Origin of the sequence: Bacillus sp. SDLI1 (assembly GCF_001553895.1) — a bacterium.
GTDB lineage: Bacteria > Bacillota > Bacilli > Bacillales > Bacillaceae > Bacillus > Bacillus siamensis.
Genome location: NZ_CP013950.1, coordinates 3,132,616 through 3,152,864 on the forward strand (window position 1 = coordinate 3,132,616; position 20,249 = coordinate 3,152,864).

18 protein-coding genes are annotated in these 20,249 nt (G+C 44.9%); 17 read left to right on the plus strand and 1 reads right to left on the minus strand.

Annotation, left to right across the window (positions count from 1 at the left end):
* Positions 1-20: 20 nt before the first annotated feature.
* The 13 genes from essC (at position 21) to AUL54_RS15290 (ending at position 15,683) form a co-directional block, all read left to right on the plus strand.
* The gene (gene essC / locus AUL54_RS15230; RefSeq protein WP_060964411.1) at positions 21-4,496 is read left to right on the plus strand and encodes a type VII secretion protein EssC; all 4,476 of its coding nucleotides are present in this window, start codon (positions 21-23) and stop codon (positions 4,494-4,496) included.
* Positions 4,493-7,552: a type VII secretion protein EsaA gene (gene esaA, locus AUL54_RS15235; RefSeq protein WP_060964412.1), complete on the plus strand. Its 3,060-nt coding sequence runs from the start codon at positions 4,493-4,495 to the stop codon at positions 7,550-7,552. The genes essC and esaA overlap by 4 nt, the downstream gene beginning before the upstream one ends.
* A gap of 7 nt (positions 7,553-7,559) precedes the next feature.
* On the plus strand, positions 7,560-8,033 hold the full coding sequence (gene essA, locus AUL54_RS15240; RefSeq protein ID WP_082761682.1) for a type VII secretion protein EssA: 474 nt from the start codon (positions 7,560-7,562) through the stop codon (positions 8,031-8,033).
* Between the two features lie 60 nt (positions 8,034-8,093).
* Positions 8,094-8,825 carry a (S)-benzoin forming benzil reductase gene (locus tag AUL54_RS15245; RefSeq protein ID WP_060964414.1) on the plus strand — a complete coding sequence of 244 codons (732 nt, stop codon included), beginning with the start codon at positions 8,094-8,096 and terminating at the stop codon, positions 8,823-8,825.
* 165 nt (positions 8,826-8,990) lie between these two features.
* Positions 8,991-9,521, plus strand: a complete 531-nt coding sequence (locus AUL54_RS15250; RefSeq protein WP_007613450.1) for an HD domain-containing protein — start codon at positions 8,991-8,993, stop codon at positions 9,519-9,521.
* 137 nt (positions 9,522-9,658) lie between these two features.
* A complete protein-coding gene (locus AUL54_RS15255) occupies positions 9,659-9,895 on the plus strand; it encodes a DUF2642 domain-containing protein (RefSeq protein WP_060964415.1) in 237 nt (78 codons plus the stop codon).
* 136 nt (positions 9,896-10,031) lie between these two features.
* The gene (locus tag AUL54_RS15260; RefSeq protein ID WP_060964416.1) at positions 10,032-11,138 is read left to right on the plus strand and encodes an AI-2E family transporter; all 1,107 of its coding nucleotides are present in this window, start codon (positions 10,032-10,034) and stop codon (positions 11,136-11,138) included.
* Positions 11,139-11,199: 61 nt separating this feature from the next.
* Positions 11,200-11,421, plus strand: coding sequence for a spore germination protein (locus AUL54_RS15265; RefSeq protein WP_060964417.1), 222 nt, complete (start codon positions 11,200-11,202; stop codon positions 11,419-11,421).
* Positions 11,422-11,493: 72 nt separating this feature from the next.
* A complete protein-coding gene (locus tag AUL54_RS15270) occupies positions 11,494-11,742 on the plus strand; it encodes a YueH family protein (protein WP_047476977.1) in 249 nt (82 codons plus the stop codon).
* A 65-nt stretch (positions 11,743-11,807) separates the two neighbouring features.
* Positions 11,808-12,206: a YueI family protein gene (locus tag AUL54_RS15275; protein ID WP_060964418.1), complete on the plus strand. Its 399-nt coding sequence runs from the start codon at positions 11,808-11,810 to the stop codon at positions 12,204-12,206.
* An 88-nt stretch (positions 12,207-12,294) separates the two neighbouring features.
* Positions 12,295-12,846 (plus strand): cysteine hydrolase family protein, encoded by a 552-nt coding sequence (locus AUL54_RS15280; RefSeq protein ID WP_060964419.1) that lies wholly within the window; start codon positions 12,295-12,297, stop codon positions 12,844-12,846.
* A 17-nt stretch (positions 12,847-12,863) separates the two neighbouring features.
* A complete protein-coding gene (locus AUL54_RS15285) occupies positions 12,864-14,330 on the plus strand; it encodes a nicotinate phosphoribosyltransferase (RefSeq protein WP_101605399.1) in 1,467 nt (488 codons plus the stop codon).
* A gap of 129 nt (positions 14,331-14,459) precedes the next feature.
* Entirely contained in the window at positions 14,460-15,683 is a 1,224-nt protein-coding gene (locus AUL54_RS15290; protein ID WP_060964420.1) for an EAL and HDOD domain-containing protein, read from the plus strand.
* Between the two features lie 4 nt (positions 15,684-15,687).
* Here AUL54_RS15290 and AUL54_RS15295 read toward each other — a convergent pair whose 3' ends face one another.
* Entirely contained in the window at positions 15,688-16,029 is a 342-nt protein-coding gene (locus tag AUL54_RS15295; RefSeq protein ID WP_060964421.1) for a YuzC family spore coat inner layer protein, read from the minus strand.
* Between the two features lie 465 nt (positions 16,030-16,494).
* On the opposite strand from AUL54_RS15295, the gene degQ reads away from it, so the two are divergent.
* From degQ to AUL54_RS15315, 4 genes are all read left to right on the plus strand, one after another.
* Positions 16,495-16,635, plus strand: coding sequence for a degradation enzyme regulation protein DegQ (degQ, locus tag AUL54_RS15300; protein WP_013353398.1), 141 nt, complete (start codon positions 16,495-16,497; stop codon positions 16,633-16,635).
* 151 nt (positions 16,636-16,786) lie between these two features.
* Positions 16,787-17,662 (plus strand): polyprenyl synthetase family protein, encoded by an 876-nt coding sequence (locus AUL54_RS15305; RefSeq protein WP_060965112.1) that lies wholly within the window; start codon positions 16,787-16,789, stop codon positions 17,660-17,662.
* Between the two features lie 14 nt (positions 17,663-17,676).
* Positions 17,677-17,853, plus strand: coding sequence for a competence pheromone ComX (gene comX / locus AUL54_RS15310; protein ID WP_044052947.1), 177 nt, complete (start codon positions 17,677-17,679; stop codon positions 17,851-17,853).
* Between the two features lie 18 nt (positions 17,854-17,871).
* On the plus strand, positions 17,872-20,178 hold the full coding sequence (locus AUL54_RS15315; protein ID WP_060964422.1) for a sensor histidine kinase: 2,307 nt from the start codon (positions 17,872-17,874) through the stop codon (positions 20,176-20,178).
* The last annotated feature ends 71 nt before the right edge of the window (positions 20,179-20,249 follow it).

Sequence of the window (20,249 nt, forward strand, 5' to 3'; positions counted from 1 at the left end):
GCAGTCAGGAGGTTCGCCATATGAGTCTGTTATGGGTCTTTTACCGGGAGCACGTACAAAAGATTCAGCTGTCTGAACTCCCGCAGTCTCAGCCGATTACGATCGGCCCGGAAATGAAGGATACGATCACGTTCGGCACACTGCCGTTACGGCAACCTGCCGCAACCCTTTATCGTAAGGAAACAGATCGTTACGAAGTTTTCCTGGGAAATAACTGTGCCGGCGAATTGACAATAGGAAATGAAATGTCCTGCCGGATTGAAGAAGAGACGCTGCGGCTTCTTCTCACTCCTGATCAGGAAGAATCCTCCGTTTACTTTATCGGCGGGAAGGACGAGATCGTTTTCTCATCAGAAACAGAGGAAGCGGATATATACAAAGAGCCGTCGTCCGCTCAAACAGGCGATTTTTATCTGCGAAAAGCGGGAGGAAGCTGGTCTGTTGTTCCTGGCGGCCGGGAAATTTATCTGAACGGAGAGCTCACAAAAGCTCCTGAAAAGCTTCGGACGGGAGATGAGCTGCTGTGGAATTTTCTGCGTGTGAGGCTGACCGAGGACGACCTTTTAGAAGTCATTCATCACGAACCGTTTCAAAGCAGCTTAATCAAAACGATAAAGCCAAGCACCGAAATGAAAAAGAAATACCCGCAATATCGAAGAACGCCGCGGATGGTCTACGATCTTCCCGAAGACCGCGTGTCATTCAGTTTCCCTTCGCAGGAAAGCGAACAGAATAACCGGGGGCTGTGGCTCGTCATTCTGCCTCCTGTGGTCATGCTGATTGTAATGGGGGTTGTCGCCATTATACAGCCGAGGGGCATTTTCATCCTCGTCTCTTTGGCGATGTTTATGATGACGCTCATTACGTCCACCGTGCAGTATTTCCGAGAAAAAACGCAGCGGAAAAAACGGGAGGAAAAGCGGGAGCGTGTGTATAAGCAGTATTTAGAAAACAAACGGAAAGAGCTTCAGACGCTTTCGGAAAAGCAATTGCAAGTGCTGACGCATCACTTTCCCCCGTTTGAAAAAATGAAGTATTTAACCTCTGAAATCAGCGGCCGCATTTGGGAGAAATCGCTGGAAAGCAGAGATTTCCTGATGCTCCGGCTCGGAACGGGCACGGTTCCGGCAAGCTACGAGATTTCGATGAGCGGCGGAGACCTGGCGAACCGGGATGTCGATGATTTGATGGAGCAGTCGCAGCACATGCAGCGTGTGTATAAAGATATCCGCCATGCGCCCGTGACCGTTGATTTACAAGAAGGGCCGATGGGGCTCGTCGGGAAACCCCAGATCGTCAAAAATGAAATTCATCAGCTGATCGGCCAGCTCGCTTTCTTCAACAGCTACCATGACCTGCGGTTTGTCTTTATCTTTCATGAAGAGGAATATAAGGATTGGGAATGGATGAAGTGGCTGCCGCAATTTCAGCTGCCTCATATGTATGCGAAAGGGTTTATTTACAATGAACAGACGCGCGATCAATTGTTATCGTCCATTTATGAGCTGCTGCGGGAGCGGGATTTGGAAGACGAGAAAGAAAAAAAGATCTTCCAGCCGCATTTTGTTTTTGTCATCACAAATCAGCAGCAGATTGCAGAGCACGTCATTTTAGAATATATCGAAGGCCGGCATGAGCATCTCGGCATCTCGGCGATCATCGCCGCGGAAACGAAGGAAAGCCTGGCAGAAAACATTCACACCCTCGTCCGCTACATTAATGAGGATGAGGGCGACATTCTCATTCAGAAGAAAAAAGCGGTGCAGATCCCGTTTAAGCTGGACAGGCATGAACGGACAGACAACGAGCGGTTTTCCCGGACGCTTCGGACATTGCACCATCAGGTCGGGATGACGAATTCCATTCCTGAAACGGTCTCATTTTTGGAACTGTTTCATGCGAAGGAAGTAAAAGAAATCGGCATCAGGCAGAAGTGGGAGACAAGTGAGTCTGCTAAATCGCTGGCTGTTCCGATCGGCTACAAGGGAAAAGACGATATCGTGTATTTAAACCTGCATGAAAAAGCCCACGGGCCGCACGGATTGCTGGCGGGAACGACCGGCTCCGGGAAAAGTGAATTTCTGCAAACTTATATTCTGTCATTGGCCGTTCATTTCCACCCGCATGAAGCGGCGTTTTTGCTGATTGACTATAAGGGCGGAGGAATGGCGCAGCCGTTCCGCAAGATGCCGCACCTTCTCGGAACCATCACGAACATCGAAGGAAGCAGAAACTTCAGTATCAGGGCGCTTGCCTCCATCAAAAGCGAGCTGAAAAAACGGCAGCGGCTGTTTGATCAATACCGCGTCAATCACATCAATGACTATACAAAACTGTATAAACAGGGAGAAACGGATATTCCGATGCCGCACCTGTTTTTGATTTCAGATGAATTCGCCGAGCTCAAAAGCGAAGAGCCTGACTTTATCAGGGAGCTTGTCAGCGCGGCGCGCATCGGGCGGAGCCTCGGTGTGCATTTAATCCTCGCCACGCAAAAGCCGGGCGGCATCATTGACGACCAGATATGGAGCAACTCACGCTTTAAGGTCGCGCTGAAAGTGCAGGATGCAAGCGACAGTAAAGAAATCCTGAAAAACAGTGATGCGGCGAATATTACCGTCACCGGACGCGGCTATTTGCAAGTCGGAAATAATGAAGTGTATGAGCAGTTCCAGTCTGCCTGGAGCGGCGCCCCTTACATGGAAGATGTATACGGCACCGAGGATGACATTGCCATTGTTACCGATACCGGCCTAATTCCGCTGTCTGAGGTCGATGCGGATGATGCGGCGAAAAAAGACGCCCCGGCAGAAATAGAGGCCGTAGTCGAAGAAATCGAGCGGATTCAAAAAGAAATGGGCATTGAAAAGCTGCCGAGCCCTTGGCTGCCGCCGCTTGCCGAACGTATTCCGCGCACGCTTTATCCTGCGAAGGAAAAAGACCGCTTCTTCATCGCCTGCGTGGATGAGCCTGATCAGCAAAGACAGGCGCCTCTCGCTTATACGATGATGGATGACGGCAACATCGGTATTTTCGGCTCATCCGGCTACGGAAAGTCAGTTTCTGCCATCACGTTCCTGATGAACTTCGCGGAAGGGTACACGCCACAAGAGCTTCACATGTATATCTTTGATTTCGGCAACGGAACGCTTCTGCCATTGGCAAAGCTTCCGCACACCGCAGATTATTTCTTAATGGATCAAATGAGAAAGATTGAAAAATTCATGATCCGCATCAAGGAAGAAATCGAGCGGCGGAAACGGCTGTTCAGAGAAAAAGAAGTCAGCCATATTAAAATGTACAATTCACTCAGTGAAGAAGAGCTGCCGTTCATTTTTATCACAATTGATAATTTCGATATCGTCAAAGACGAAATGCATGAATTGGAAACGGAGTTCATCCAGATTTCACGCGACGGGCAAAGCTTAGGCATTTACTTCCTGCTGACCGCAACGAGGGTAAACGCCGTCCGCCAGTCGCTGTTAAACAACTTAAAAACGAAAGTCGTTCATTATTTAATGGATCAGTCAGAAGGATACTCCATTTACGGGCGTCCGCCGTTCAGTCTCGAACCGATTCCGGGCCGCGTCATGATCCAAAAAGAAGAACTCTATTTCGCGCAAATGTTTCTTCCGGCAGAAGCGGAAAATGACCTCGAGATGTTCCAAGCGCTGAAAGACGATGTCAAAGCTTTAGCTGTTCGCCATGCCGGAACGGCCGGTCCAAAACCGATTCCGATGCTCCCGGACATGCTGACGGCCGGCGAATTTTCGCTCCGTCTCGAACCGGGTCAGGAACCGTTCCGAATTCCTGTCGGGCTGCATGAGGAAAAGGTCAGCCCCGTGTACTTTGATCTGGGTAAATATAAACATTGCCTCATTTTAGGACAGACACAGCGTGGAAAAACAAATATCCTGAAAGTCATGCTGAATCACCTGCTGCGTGAAGGAACGGAACAGATCGGACTATTTGACTCAATTGACCGCGGACTGTCGCAATATGCGCAGGAAACAAAGGTCAGTTATCTGGACACAAAAGAAGACATACAGCAGTGGATCGAATCGGCTGAAGCCATATTCACGGAGCGTGAAGCCCAGTATGCACAGGCCGTTAAAAATGGTGATGTGCACAAACTCAGTTTCTCTCCGATCGTGTTAATGGCCGACGGCATTACAAGATTCCAGCAGACAATCGACACCGCCATTCAGGACAAGCTGGCGATGTTTATGAAATCTTACGCGCATGTCGGCTTCAGTTTCATCCCGGCGGGCAATCACAGCGAATTCTCAAAAGGCTATGATTCCTTAACGACGGAAATGAAACAGATCCGCCACGCGATGCTGCTTGTGAAAAAATCCGAACAAAACGTCATTCCGCTGCCTTACCAAAGGCAGGAACCGGATATTCAGCCGGGCTTCGGCTATTTGGTTGAAAACGGGAAGGAACAAAAAATCCAAATACCTCTATGTTCAGCGGAAAGGGAGGCCGTCAGATGACAGAACAACGAAAAAGCCTGATCAAATTAATAGCCGCGGTCGTTATCATTCTGGTGCTGCCGGTGCTGTTTTTCCGATTTATCGGCGATGACCCGGGAAAACAAAAAATCAATGCCACCCGCCAAATCGCAGTCGTGAATGAAGACATGGGCTTACAAACAGATGAAAATGAGGGGCAGGAATCCGTCCATTTCGGAAAAGAAGTGGCGGCGGCTCTCGGCGGCCGTCCGGATTATTCCTGGACGGTTGTCAACAGGAGCGCGGCTGAAAACGGTCTGGCGGCTAAGAAGTATGACGCCGTCGTTTACATTCCATCCGATTTTTCAAAAGACATTTTAAGCTATGACAAAGAGCGTCCGCAAAAAGCCACGCTGACATTCAATATTCAAAGCAGCCTGAACGCCGTCAACAAAGAAAAAGTGCAGCGTGAGCTTGAAGACGCCCAAAAATCAATGAATAAAAAAATGTCGGCATTGTATTGGAATTTCGTCTCACAAAAAGTGAACAATGTCAGAGGCGATTTTGACAAGATCGTCAATAAAGAATCAGAATTTCAAAACGTCATGTACAACTTTTACAAGCCGAGCTCAAATGACTTGGCGGGTGAAATCAAACGGCAAAAAGACCTGATTGACGAACTGAAAAAATCAATGAATGAAGCACAAGGCGCGGCAAAAGAAAAATTGACTTCGGCAGATGAAGCCAAAAACACGCTCAAAGACTTTGCCGATACGGTTGAACGCTATAAACAATATCAGGAAAATCAGAAAAAACTGCTGATGGCCGCGCAGGAACAAAATCAAAAGCAAATCACAACAGGTCTGAACGCCATTAAAGCACAGCAGGCCGCCAATCAGTTCAGCGCCATGATGAGCGGGCTGTCTTCAGGCATAAACCAGGCGCAGACACAGCTCGACCAGACAGGAGCGGCTCTGTTTGCCGCCCAGCAGGTGAGAGAAGCACAGGTGCCTGATCAGGAACACGGGATGGGTCTTATACAAAGCAACTTAATTAATGACTACCAAAACGAGGCTAAACTAAATAAATTAAACAGCCTTCTTATGGATTTAATACCGGCTCGTGAAAAATTAACTGTTGCAGAAAGGCCTGAGACGGAAAGTCCTGAGGATAGTAATCAAGATCAAGATAAAAATAAAGATCAGGATCAAGAAGATAAAGATAATCTTAAATTAGAATTACAAGACCAGCGTGATGAGTTAAAAGAAATTGCAGCGCAAGTTAAAAACATTTCGGATACCCTTAAAGAAGAGGCCGATCCAGATACTCCTAAAGAAGATGAAGAGGAAGAAACAAACTCTGGAAATCAAACTGATGGTGACGGACAAAATGGTGATGGTCAGTCAGATGGTCAAACTCAGGAGCATCCCGAAGATACTGAAATGGAGCATATAGATAGCTCGGGTGCTGAAAAAACTGTAGCTTCTCAATCAATTGAGTTGGCCAAACCGGCTAATGAGAGTGAAACTGAAGACAAAAATGAGGAACAGCCTGCAGAGGATTCAGATATTAAAAGAGCTAAAGAGCAGCTTATTCAAGTCTCACAACGTATTCAACAAATTGAAGAGGAACTGAGAGAAAAAGAAAATACGCATAACGAAAAGTTGGAAAACAAGCTTAAAGAAATTCAAATACAGATAGATAAACTCAATAGTCAAATTGAGGAACTGATTAATCAAGTAAAAGATCTTAATAAAGATTTAAAGACGCTAAAGGCAAAAAGGAAAGAGGATTTTAATGGCATAAAGGAAGCTATTATAAGGTTGGAAAATAAAGACCAATTGCAATTTGTGAAAGACATCAATACATTCGATATCAATGATTTACTGAATTATTACAGATATTTATCTGCATATGATTCTACTCTATTTGGTACGATTGATAGTGAAGCTAAAAGTAAGGCAATTACCGGCAAGCAAGGCGAAGTCCAAACCGTTCTCGCCATCAAACCGGAAGAAACGGCAAGCTGGGAAAACCTGAAAAACAATAAGATGCAGACAGATGAAGACATCAGCCATTTCATTAAAGGCATGACCGAATTCTCGGATAACTACAGCTCGTATATCAGAGATGAACAAGCCGAAGTGCTCAATGAGCTCGCCAGCATTTCAGACAGCGCGGCTAAAGCATCCGATCAGCTGGCTGAAGGCGCTGTGCAGGAAGCGGCCGCATTCAGCGGAGACGGATTAACCGGAACGATGGCGCTCGGCGCTCAGGATACCGTCGGCCGCGAAGTGCTGCAAATGTCTGACACGATGGGCCATCTGTCAGAACGCCAGTCCGGCATCATCAGCTATACCGACAATATGCAGCAAAGCGTAAATGACGTCCAGCATAAAGCGGACACCCTGAACAGCAACTGGGGCAAAAACGTCGATTCCACGAAATTGATCAGAAATGACGTGTACGGCATTTTAGGGAACGCGCTCGTTGACGGACAGGAAAACGGATATGTTTATGATTATCTTGCCAATCCGCTTAAAATCAGCGGAGAGGTGCCGGAAGACCGGGCTCAGAATGTTCCGCCGGTCGTCATTTTGGTAATCGTTCTGATCAGCAGTCTTCTGATCGGCTATTTCAGCTCGTATTATCAGCAGGCGCCGCTTCTTGTCAAAGGCGCGCTCTTTGGGATTTTAAACATAATGGTCGGACTGATGATCAGTCTGTTCGGTCTGAATATCTACTCGCTTCCGGACGATCAGACGATTAAATGGTCAGTCTTTACGATTCTCCTGCTTGCGGCGAGTTCAGCTTTCATCCGGGCAGCCTTTGTCTTTGGCTCAATCACCGGATGGATCGCTTCATCAGCGCTCATTCTCTTTTATGTGGCGCCTTTGATCGACCTGATTATGCCGAACTTCAGCTTTGACAGCCCGGTATCGAAAGTGTATATCGATATTCAATACGGAACGGGCCATCTGTTTGCGATGGGGATAACGGTTCTTGCGATCATTACGCTGATTGCGGCGGCGCTTCCGCTCATCATTCGGCTGCTTGCGGAAAAAACGGAGGAAAGTGATCAGTCTTATGAGGCGTAACACAATCGTGGAAAAAGGCGTTTTGCTGTTTGCTCTCTCCTTTTTCCTTTTCCTTCCGCAAGCCGCAGCCGCGAATGAGGACAATACTGATGTCAAGCCGAATGAATATGAAAAGAAAGACATTGAAATTCGTACAGATTATCTTCATGACGATGCCTATTCCGAGGAAAAAACGGCGCTTCCGAAAGAGCAGAAGGACATCACGTTCGATCAGCCGGCAGAAAACCCGGATGAAAAACTGATATCAAATTTGTTTACATCGTCAGAAACGGAGCCGAATACGATCAAAGCGCAATCGAAAAAACTGGGTATCACATTTGCCGAGCCTGCGGTGCGGCATACCTCAGCAGACATGGAAACGGATGAGAAAAAGACTTCCTTTCTGCTGCCTGTCATTTATGCCGTCTTGATCCTCCTCGGCATCGCGGCAATGATCTATCTGATTCCGAAGGTCACGGCGCAGGAAAAGGCAAAGCGGTAAACGGATCGCTTGTGTTTGCGGGAAGACAGCCCGTAAAATAAGAAAAAAAGGAGGAGTTTCATGCAGTTTTTTCTTATAACAGGCGCGTCAAAAGGATTGGGACGGGCGCTGACGGAACAGGCGCTGCAAGAAGGAGCCGAAGTCGCCGCGCTTTCAAGAACGATAAGCGGGGAAAAGCGTGAGGGACTGACAGAATACAGTGTTGATTTAACCGATCTGGCAGATACAGAGCGGCAGATGAAGGCGATTCTAGATCAAGCTGAGAAGAAGCGGTATTCCGCCGTCACACTGATCAATAATGCCGGCATGGTGGAACCGATCAAGCGGGCGAAAGAGGCTTCCGCGGAAGAATTGAACCGCCACTACACCCTTAATCTGACGGCGCCCGTTTTGCTCAGCCAAATGTTCACAAAGCGTTTCGAAGCGTTCAGCGGCAGCAAAACAATTGTCAACATCACATCTGGCGCTGCGAAAAATGCCTATAAAGGATGGAGTGCGTATTGCAGCTCAAAAGCGGGCCTTGATATGTTTACGAGAACATTCGGATTTGAACAGGAAGATGAAGAGCTGCCGGTCCGCATGATATCATTCTCGCCGGGAGTGATGGATACAGACATGCAGGCCGTCATCCGTTCTTCGTCAAAAGAAGATTTCCATGACATCGAGCGGTTCCGCAATCTGAAAGAAACGAAAAACCTCAGAAGTCCTGAATACATCGCCGGCGTCATTCACTCACTGATCGCGGGCGAGCCGGAAAACGGACGGATATACGATATCAAAGAGTTTTTGTAGAGCAGCTTTTACGCTGCTCTTTTTTTGTTTGTACAATCACTTCGGCGCCCGGCGGCATATCATGAATGAAACACCGTGTAAGGGGTATAAGAAATGTATCAGATGAATTGAGTTTCTTCTCGATTTATGTTAGGATTCTAAAAATATAATTAAGGAGGGGTTTCCATGAGAAATGTAACGTTAATGGATGTCTTCACCCATCCAATCGCACAAAAGTATTTACAGCGTTCCGGTGTCGCCCATGCGATTGCCTGCGCGTTTCATGCATACCGTCTTGCCGTAAAAGCGGGTGTCAGCCCCGATCTTGCGGCGAAAGCGGCTTTACTGCATGATGTCGGCCATTACGAATGGTACACAGACGGCAAATGGGATTATGAAAAGTACAGAAGAAACGATATCCATGCCATAAAAGGCGCGGAACGGGCGCATAAGCTGCTCATCCGGCTCGGTGAAGAACCGAAAGCGGCGAAAGACATTGCGCTGGCGATTCTGCTCCACACCGATTCCTATCTGCCTGAAGGTGAACTGGACAAGAATACGCTCCAGCAAATCGTGAAACAAGCGGACGAACTCGATGAAGAACCTGGCGGACATCATCATTACCGCCAAATGGATCACACGGCCGCGCTCAAACAAATCCAAAAGCTTGATCAGTTAATTGACCAAGCCCAATATCCCATAAGAAGCTCAGTCTAGGCCACTCATGCGGCCTTTTCCGCTTTACATAACCCCGCATCTCACTAACTCCTTTTCCGCTCCGATAGACGTACTGTGTCAAAGCCTTTGTCCGCCGCATATGTTGAAGGAAAACATAGTAAAGGGGATCAGCGAAAATGGCCCATCAAGGAAGCACGCAACTCGTCTCGTTAGTAGATCCTTACGTTTATCAGACCATCCATAAGCTTATCGGCTCAAGGTTTATCATTCAAACCGTCAGACGGATTGTCAGGGGACGGCTGATTGATGCCGCTCCGGATCATATCGCTATTGAAGAAACCCATGACCGCGTATTATATATCAGGAACCGCCATGTGGTTTCTGTCATGCCTGATTATACCGAACGTGTGTAACAGCCCATATAAGGCGCAGACCGGAGGCGGCCCTTACAGAACCCCGGTGCGTCTTCTTTTTGAGATACATAGATGCACGGCGGCTTTTTTTGGTACAATCACAGTACAAGTTCACATGACAATAGGAGGAAACCGCTTGTTGAAATCAAAGGTCCATTTTTGGACGCTGCAAATTTTGCTCGTTTTGCTCATTATTTACGTATCAACGAAAGTCTCGTTTATTTTTCAGCCGTTTTTCGGTTTCATCACCACTCTGTTTTTTCCGATTTTGATCTCAGGCATTTTGTTTTTCATTTTTAATCCGATCGTCCGCCTGCTTGAGAAAAAAATCCCCCGGACATTGGCGATCCTGCTCATTTATCTCGTTTTCATCGGGCTGATCGCCTTTATGTTCACCGCAATCGGACCGATCGTGGCTTCTCAGGTCACGGGGCTGATTAACAATTTCCCTGATTACATTAATCAGATTCAAAGCTTGATTACACAATTATCCCATTCCAAATGGTTCACGTGGATGATGACGCAGGATTATGTGTCGATAGAAAAAATCCGGCAGTCTCTGACGGGGTTTTTACAAAGTCTTCCGCGAAATATTACCGCAAGCCTGTCGGCCGTGTTCGGCGTCGTTACGAATATTACGCTTGTCGTCATCACCGTTCCGTTCATTCTGTTTTATATGCTGAAGGACGGCCGGCGTTTTCCGCTTTTGGCGGTTAAAATTCTGCCTTCTTCCTACCGGGCGGAGGGCCGGAAAATATTTAACGACTTATACGTCACATTGGCCGCATATTTCCAAGGCCAGCTGCTGATTTGTCTCTTTGTCGGAACGGCATGCTTTATCGGTTATTGGATCATAGGCCTGCCGTATGCGTTAATTCTCGGGATGGTGATCGCCGTCACCAATATCATTCCGTACCTGGGACCGTTTCTCGGGGCGGCGCCCGCGGTCATTATCGCGTTTATGGATTCTCCGGCTAAGGCGCTGTTTGCCGTGATTGTTGTCGTTGTCGTCCAGCAGCTTGACGGAAACCTGCTTTCTCCGCTTGTTATCGGGAAGCGGCTCAATACCCATCCGCTCACCATTATTCTTCTGCTTATCGGAGCGGGCAGTTTTGGAGGCATTCTCGCAATGATTCTGGCCGTGCCGGTGTACGCGGTCTTAAAAGCCTTCGTCTTAAATATCGTCCGGCTTATCAAACTTCGTCAGCGGTTAAAGCACGAAGACAGCCGCAAGCCGAAATAAAAACGGGCACAACTCCAGACGCAGCGCATAAACTGCTGTAAAGAAAAGCGGAGGTGTGGGTATGCCTGCAATTGTGGGACCGATTTATATTATGAGCTTAGCCGGAGACGCTGCGGCGAGCTTCGGTGACGTGTTCGCCATTTCTCCCAAAGCCGTTGACCACTCAGGCGCGGGGGCAGGGGCGTTTCATTCCGGAGATTTTACCAAAATCAATAATAAATACAGCAAAACGCTCTTTGAAGACATCGATCTGTTTGACGAACCTGATTGGTTTAACGCGTGACAGCCTCCTTTTAGGAGGCTGTCGCTTTTTTGTAGTATAATAGAATCAGTCTTTTATAAAAGGGGAATTTTTATGAAAATCAGAAAAGCGAATATTACCGTTCAGTCCGGAATGATCGGCGACGTGTATCTGCATGAAAATAAAAAAGAACAGCATACCCTCGTAGCCGTTCCTGAACTTGAGTGGAGCACGATCATTTCCTATGAGGAAGAGAAAAAGGCGCTGGCGCAGCGGCTTTTACAATCATTCAGCAAGCTGATGGATGAAGAGCCCGCCGGAGAGCTCGCAGGCAAGATCTCCCATTGGGCGGCTGAAATGTAACGAAGACGGTTTACCGCGTCCCGTCCGGGGCGATAATTGTAAAACAAGCTGAGGAGGGAAGGCCGATGAGCGACAAAACGGTTGACCTTTATTTACAGCAGGGTATGTACGGCCCTCTGCAGACGAAACCGGATGAACGGCATTTATTTTTAGGCTCGCTGCGTGAACGGGTCATCATTGCCCTGACGAAAGGGCAGGTGCTGCAAAAGAAGCCGTATGAAGAAGTGAAACAGGCGCTGAAAAAACGAAAAGACGCGGTGCTCTATATAAACGGAAGGCTCCCGTATCATGCTTATTCACCCTATATGAAGCTTGCCGCACTGGAAGGTGTCCGAAGCTCCGTGATCTCGGATCTTCAATTCGAAACGCCGCTCGGCCTGGTATTTGCCGCCGATTATGCCGTGAACCTTAAAGGCATTTACGTTCAGGATGACATTTTCAAGCGCTCACTCCTGAAATCTTAGTAGAGCAAGTGTCATTTTATATTGCCAATTCACTTACAGGTGGAGATAGGTTATAATGGTTTTCATATGAATGGCGGGGAGGCCGGCTATGAAAAAAGCATTTATTTGCATTGATTATACGAATGATTTTGCAGCAGAGAACGGAGCCTTAACCTGCGGAGAACCCGCAAGGCAAATTGAGGATAAGATTGTCAGTTTGACGCAAGCATTTATAGAAAATGGTGATTACGTTGTCTTTGCGGTAGATTCACATGATGAAAACGATGACTTTCATCCGGAAACACGCCTGTTTCCTCCGCATAATATCAACGGCACGGAGGGCAAAGAGCTTTACGGAAAGCTCTCGCCTCTTTATGAGAAACATAAACACGCAAAAAACGTAAGCTACATGGAAAAATCGAGATATTCTGCTTTTGCTGGAACGGATTTAGAGCTGAAACTGCGGGAACGGCAGATCACTGAACTGCATCTTGCAGGCCTGTGCACCGACATCTGCGTTCTTCACACGGCGGTTGACGCCTACAACAAGGGCTTTCAGATCGTCATTCATCAAAACGCTGTGGCAAGCTTTAATCCGGAAGGGCATGAATGGGCGCTGTCCCATTTTAAGAACAGCATCGGAGCGCAAGTGGCAGAGTAAGGAAGGGGAAAACAATTTTGGTGGAGCATGGTTTTAAAGACGACAGTTTGTCTTTACATACAGATCTTTATCAAATTAATATGGCCGAAACGTACTGGAGAGACGGCATTCATGAGAAAAAAGCGATTTTTGAGCTTTTTTTCAGAAAGCTTCCTTTTGAAAACGGCTATGCGGTATTTGCGGGCTTAGAAAAAGCAATCGAATACTTGGAGAACTTCAAGTTTACTGACAGCGATCTGAACTATTTAAAAACGGAATTGCACTATGCTGATGATTTCATTGATTATTTGCGAAATCTGTCATTTACCGGATCTCTTTACAGCATGAAAGAAGGAGAGCTCGTCTTTAACAACGAACCGATTATGCGGGTCGAAGCGCCTCTCATTGAAGCGCAGCTGATTGAGACGGCTCTGCTTAACATTGTGAATTACCAAACATTAATCGCCACGAAAGCGGCCCGCATTAAAGGCGTAGTCGGTGATGAAGACGCCCTTGAATTCGGAACGCGGCGCGCCCATGAAATGGATGCGGCTATGTGGGGAGCGAGAGCGGCTCTGATCGGCGGCTTCAGCGCGACGAGTAATGTAAGAGCCGGAAAGCGTTTTAATATACCGGTATCCGGCACGCACGCTCATGCACTCGTGCAAGCGTACCGCGATGAGTACACGGCTTTTAAGAAATATGCGGAGACGCACAGAGACTGCGTGTTCCTCGTCGATACGTACGATACGATCCGTTCAGGCATGCCGAATGCAATTAAAGTCGCAAAAGAATTCGGCGACCGGATCAACTTCATCGGCATCCGCTTAGACAGCGGGGACTTGGCGTACCTGTCAAAAAAAGCGCGTGAAATGCTTGATGAAGCGGGTTTCAAAGACGCGAAGGTCATTGCTTCAAGCGACCTTGATGAGCACACGATATTAAATCTGAAATCGCAGGGAGCGAAAATCGATACATGGGGAATCGGCACAAAGCTGATTACCGCATACGATCAGCCGGCCCTCGGCGCGGTTTACAAGCTTGTCGCCATTGAAGAGGACGGCAAACTGACCGACACCATCAAGATTTCGTCGAACCCTGAAAAAGTGACAACACCGGGAAGAAAGAAAGTATACCGGATTATCAACAAGCTGAACCACCACTCGGAAGGGGATTATATCGCTCTTTATGACGAGCGGGTAAATGACCAGAAACGGTTAAAAATGTTCCATCCCGTTCACACGTTCGTCAGCAAATTCGTCACTGATTTCTATGCGAAAGATCTGCATGAGCCGATTTTTGAAAACGGCGTTTTATGCTATGATAATCCCGAAATTACCGACATCCAGCAATACGTGCAGGATAACCTCAAACTTTTGTGGGAGGAATACAAACGGATCAGCAAGCCGGAAGAATATCCGGTTGATTTAAGCGAAGACTGCTGGAGCAACAAGATGCAGCGGATTCATGAGATCAAAAGCAAGCTGAAACGGGAGCTTGAATAGAAGACAAAGCAGCCTTTCCTTTCTCTGGAAAGGCTTTTTGTTTGCGATAATATTTTTCACATTTAGACAAATTTCGTCAAATTATTTGATATACTTATGTTCGAAGGCCGCATCTAAGGGGGTAAATGAATGAAGGTGTTTGTTGCGAGACAGCCTATCTTCAACAGGAATGAACAGGTTGTTGCTTATGAACTTCTTTACCGGGAGAGCGAAGAGAACCGTTATTCGGCCGCAGACGGAGATAAAGCTACGACTGATCTCATTATTAACAGCTTTATCAACATCGGAATCGAAAAGCTGACTGAGGGAAAACGCTGCTTTGTGAATTTTACAGAAAGCCTGATGTTTTCAGATCTCCCTACCTCCTTTGATCCTGACCAGCTCATTATCGAAATTCTTGAGGACATACCGATCACTCCGGCTCTGATCTCAAGATGCAGACAGCTGAAGAAATTAGGATATACATTAGCACTTGATGATTTTTACGCCATCAATCAGGAAAATGAAGAATTATTGGAACAGCTGATGAAATATATTGATATTTTAAAAATCGACTTTTTGCAATCCTCGCGTCTGGAACGCAAAAAAATCATTCAGACGTACAGCTGCAAAAGCCTGATTTATTTAGCGGAAAAAGTGGAGACAAGAAAAGATTACAAACAGGCGGCCATAGACGGCTTTCACCTGTTTCAAGGATATTTTTTCAGTGAACCGCGTGTCATCAGCGGGAATGATCTGACGTTTCATTTTCATTCTTACTACCAGTTATTAAACGAATTAAACCAAGACCAGCCCAATATAGAGCGCGTGACGGAATACATAGAACGGGACGTTACATTATCGTATCAGATTCTGCGTTTTTTAAACGGATCGCAGACAAGGCTGAAAAAAAAGATAGACAGCATCCGGCAGGCCATCATGATGCTTGGGCTGAATGAGATTAAGCGCTTGATTTACATTCTTTCATTCAGAGATTTAACGGCGAAAAGCCACTCAAGCCAAAAAGAAATCATTAAGATTTCCTTAATCAGGGCCAAGCTGTGCGAACTGCTTGCGAAAAGGACCGGAAGACCGCAGCCCGCTTCCTACATGCTGATCGGCATGTTTTCACTTATCGATACGCTTCTCCACAGGGAGCTGGAGGATATCGTTAAAGAACTGCCTTTAATTGATGAAGTCGGACAGGCGCTGCTCGGTTATGAAAACGATTATTATAAGGTGCTCGGGCTCGTCAAAGCCATTGAATGCAACAATTGGGACTGTGACGAATGGAGAAAAGAACTGGACAAAGAAGCAGCGTATGAATGTTACTTGCAGGCAATTGAATGGTGCCGGCAGCTGATCGTGGATTGATGCTTTAAGCTGACCACCTGAGGGCGATGATGAACCGGCTTTGCTCCCTGATCAGACTGACGCGGATGCCGTCGGGATTAAATGTCACGTCAAAGTCATTTTTGATGCCGGTCTGCTTAATGAGCCGCTTGACCGCTGCGGCGTCAGATGATTCCGCTGCGGTGAGGATGCGGCGCGCAAGCTCTTTTGACGCCGACAGCCGCGCAAGAAGCAGACGGGCATCCTCCAGCATGCCCGCAGCGTCTTTTGCGGACGTTGTCAAAATATTTGCGGAAGCCTGGGGGCTAGGCGCAGGATTGCGGTACGGCGCGGCGAAAACAGGGCAGCATAGATACACATAATGCATGCGGCGGCCTCCTTCCTGAGATCACATTCGTTATATATGAGTATAGGCCGCGTGATAACGAGTTATGACATGCAAAAAAACCACAATGCGGGGGTTGCGGTCTTTTCGGTGTTTGTCGGTGGATATGCGACGCTGTTCGCCCATTCTGTTTTGAAATTGCGACGACGGGGACTATAGTCCTTGTCGGTTTGTCGGAAAACCGTTAAAAACACAGCAGAACCACAAAATTGATCTGCTTCATCCCAAACGTCTGCCTTTATCGTAGTTATATAGTCCTGTTCGTTAAACGCTCTGTTCGGGACTATAGGATTATCGAGGTTTGCGGTGTCACGCAGATACTTTTACACATACTTTTCGGTGAAAAATCCCGCAAAAACGTTTACACTATTAGTAACAGATCAAATACCTAGGACTCGTTCACCATACACAATTCATTGATCTTTCAAAAAAAGGAGTGTGGAAACGGTGGAAAAGAAATTAGAAGAAGTAAAGCAATTATTATTCCGACTTGAAAATGATATCAGAGAAACAACCGACTCTTTACGAAACATTAACAAAAGCATTGATCAGCTCGATAAATTCTCATATGCAATGAAAATTTCTTAAAAAGACTTGGAAACAAGTCTTTTTTTTGTGCATTTTTCACCCATTTCATGGATAAAGTATTATACGATTGTTAAAAAACGAAAAACCTGCTGTCTTTCATCACCTGCATTTAGTAAAATAGAATGGGAGGGTGAAGACAATTATTGAGCAAATGTGTTTAGATGCCGAAACGATTAAAGAGAAGATGAAGGGGATTGTGGAGGAGAAAATAAATAATCCACATTTAAAAGACACCCTTCAGACTTTTATAAATGAAAAAAATCATTTTGCTTTTGGCGCTCTTGCATTTAAGCATTATGTGGCTTTCGATGGTAAACATTATTCGGATATTACGTTATTAGCTTCAGGAATTGAATTGTTAATTTTAGCTTTTGATATTCTTGACGATATAGAGGATGAAGATAACTTGGATAAGGAATGGATGAAGATAGATCAATCTATCTCTTTAAATGCAGCCACTTCTCTTTATTCAATAAGTCTTCAAGTTATTTGTGAGCTTAAAACGAACTCCGATTTTCCCCGGCTCGCTATGAAATATGCTTTAAATGCAATGCAAGGTCAGCATAATGACCTCGAAAATTTCCCCGAAACTGAAGACGAATGTCTTCAAATGATTAAACAAAAATCAGGCTCGCTTACTGCAATGTCAGCTGTATTAGGAACAATGCTTGCAAATGGGGAGTTTAACGAAGAAATTGAGAATTATTCCTATAAAATTGGAATTGTTAAACAGATTGAAAATGATTATTATGGTCTTTTTAATAAAAATCGTAGTGATATCAGAAAGGGAAGAAAAACATTAATTCTGTTGTATCTAAAACGAAGATTTAATGCTGCTTCAGAAAAAATCTTGGATTTAATGAATGCAGAAGCAAGTTATCATTCATTCCTCATTGATAATAAAAAAAGCTTTGAAGACCTGCTATTTGATGCAGGAGTTAGCCAGTATGTTTCAATGTTAATTAAAATGTACGAGGAAGAAATTACGACAAGTATAAAAGATTTAAATATAATGTTAGAACTTTAATGGAGGAAATTACAGTGAAGCAAGATATCGTACATTATCTTATGGAAAATCCACTTGTACTTACAAAGTTAGCGTGTGGGGAAGCTAGTTTAATAGGAGTTCCGGATAAACTGTTACCTGCCATTGTTGAGATTTTTGAAAGAGACTTAAGTCAATCAAAAAAATGCAGGGGAATTTTTTGGGAACAATGATTGAGAGAGTGAGATCTATTGAAAAAATTCATTAGAAATTTTTCGATTGTATTGTTATTCGTCAGTCTCTTTTACGTCGCTCATATTATATATTTTACTCAAAACGGAATTTTGGTAGGAACCTATGTGGTTGAAAACAATAACCATGAATTGCAGGTTGTAAAACTCTCCAAGTCTACGTATGGTAAATATATGGGCTTAAAAGAGGGAGACAGGATAATTGAAATAAGCGGAAAAACACCGACAGAAGAGAATATAAGAGGTCAATATCTAGCGAAAGCTGAACATATGAAAATAATAAGGGGTAATCGTAAAATAGACCTACATAATACTGAGTTTATTTCCTTAAATAGCTCTTATAGTTTTTTTATCTATATTATCCCATGCATATTATTTGCTTTAAGCATGTTATGCATTTTTTATATTTATAAAGTTAACAGAGTAAAAGATACTTATTCAGCCTATATTTTGATTATTTTTTTATTGTGTACATCCATTGCATATTTAAGCGCAGGTGGAGTAACTAGAGGATATGAAATAAACAGATATATTAACCTTTTTACATTTTTGAACGTACCTGTATTATACTTTCACTTTTTGTATCAATACTTTAAAGAATTAAAATTGAAATTTTCAGCTGGTTATGTTGTGTCTACTCTCTATATATTGCCGGTTATTAATATAATAATCGAGATATTCCAGAAGCATTTTGCATTCCAACTTGTTACGAATATTAATTTAGTAACATTTTTCTTGGAAATGATGGTCGTCTATACAGCCATTATTTTTTATGGACTAGTCTACCGAAAAAAGGATCACTTTTATTTGCTGAAAGTGTTACTTATATCTAATACCATAGCCTTTTTTCCGTTTACAGTATTTTATATTATACCTGAGGTGTTGTTCGGACAGTATATTTATTCTGCTATAGTTACGGCACCATTTTTAATAATTATTCCATTAGCTTTAGTCTATCAATTCGTGGTCAACAAAATCTACGATATAGACTTCCTGTTGGGCAGAATTAGATACTATGGTTTCCTTTCCATTATTCCGACTATTGGAGTTGTATGGCTGAATATATTATTCGACAGCAAGGGAAATAACTTCAATATTATTCAGATCACTGTATTTGTTTTTTTAATTTTCTTGGCGGTATTTTATATTAAGGAGGTATTAGACTACAAATTCCGCCTGAAACGTTTTTCAGAAAAATATAATTATCAAGACAGCATTTATAAATATACACAGCTTCTTAAAAGTGTGTCAGCTTTAAACCAAGTGTTTATGAATCTTAAAAAGACGATATTAGATGTGTTGCCTGTCAGTAAGGCATATATCTTTGAAATCAGTTCTGACGGAGATATTCTGTATTTTGATAAACAGAACAGCGAACCGAACTGGCAGCCGTATAAAAAAGAATTTGATAAAGTTACATCAGAGATTGGGAAGATTATTGAAGTAAATCAAGGTTTTCTGATGAAGATCGGAGAAAGAGGCGCCAATTCATACATTCTGCTCTGTTTATCCAGCATTAATACCCCGAGGCTGACAAGAGATGAGATATCTTGGTTAAAGACATTGTCTTTTTATACAAGTGTTTCGATGGAAAACATATTGCAGATCGAAGAACTCATGAATCATTTACAAGACCTGAAACAACAAGGCTCAAACCCGGTCTGGCTCAAAAAGCTGATGTTTACGATCGAGGAAAAGCAGCGGTCGGATCTGGCCCGTGATCTGCATGATTCGGTGCTGCAGGATTTGATTTCTTTGAAGCGTCAGTGTGAGCTGTTTCTGGCTGATTTTAAAAGAGAAGAGCCTTGCCAGTTAGAGGTGCAGGACAAGCTTCATCAGATGAATGAGCAGATGTCGGATGTCATTTTGATGACCCGGGAGACGTGCCATGAGCTTCGGCCTCAGCTGCTGTATGATTTGGGTCTGGTCAAGGCGGTATCCAAGCTTGCCGCGCAGCAGCAGGAGCGTGCGCCGTTTCATATCCGTCTGAATACGGGACGGTTTACGGCGGCGCTGGATTTGGATACGCAGCTGAATTTGTACCGCATCATTCAGGAATTTCTTTCGAATGCCATGAAGCATTCACAGGCCAATGAGGTGCTGATTATGCTGATCAGCATTCAAAATAAAGTGATTCTGCATTATGAAGATGACGGGGTCGGGTGCAATCAGGAAGAAGGCGGCGGACAGTCGATGAGCATGGGGCTTTCGGGCATTAAGGAGCGCGTCCGGGCGCTTGACGGCCGGATGAAAATCGACACAAGTGAAGGAAATGGTTTTAAAGCGGATATTGAAATGGAATTGTAACCAATTTATCACCAAATCGACTTGGCAGAAGCCAAGTCTTTTTAATAAAATGGAAATGAATGAGTAAAAGG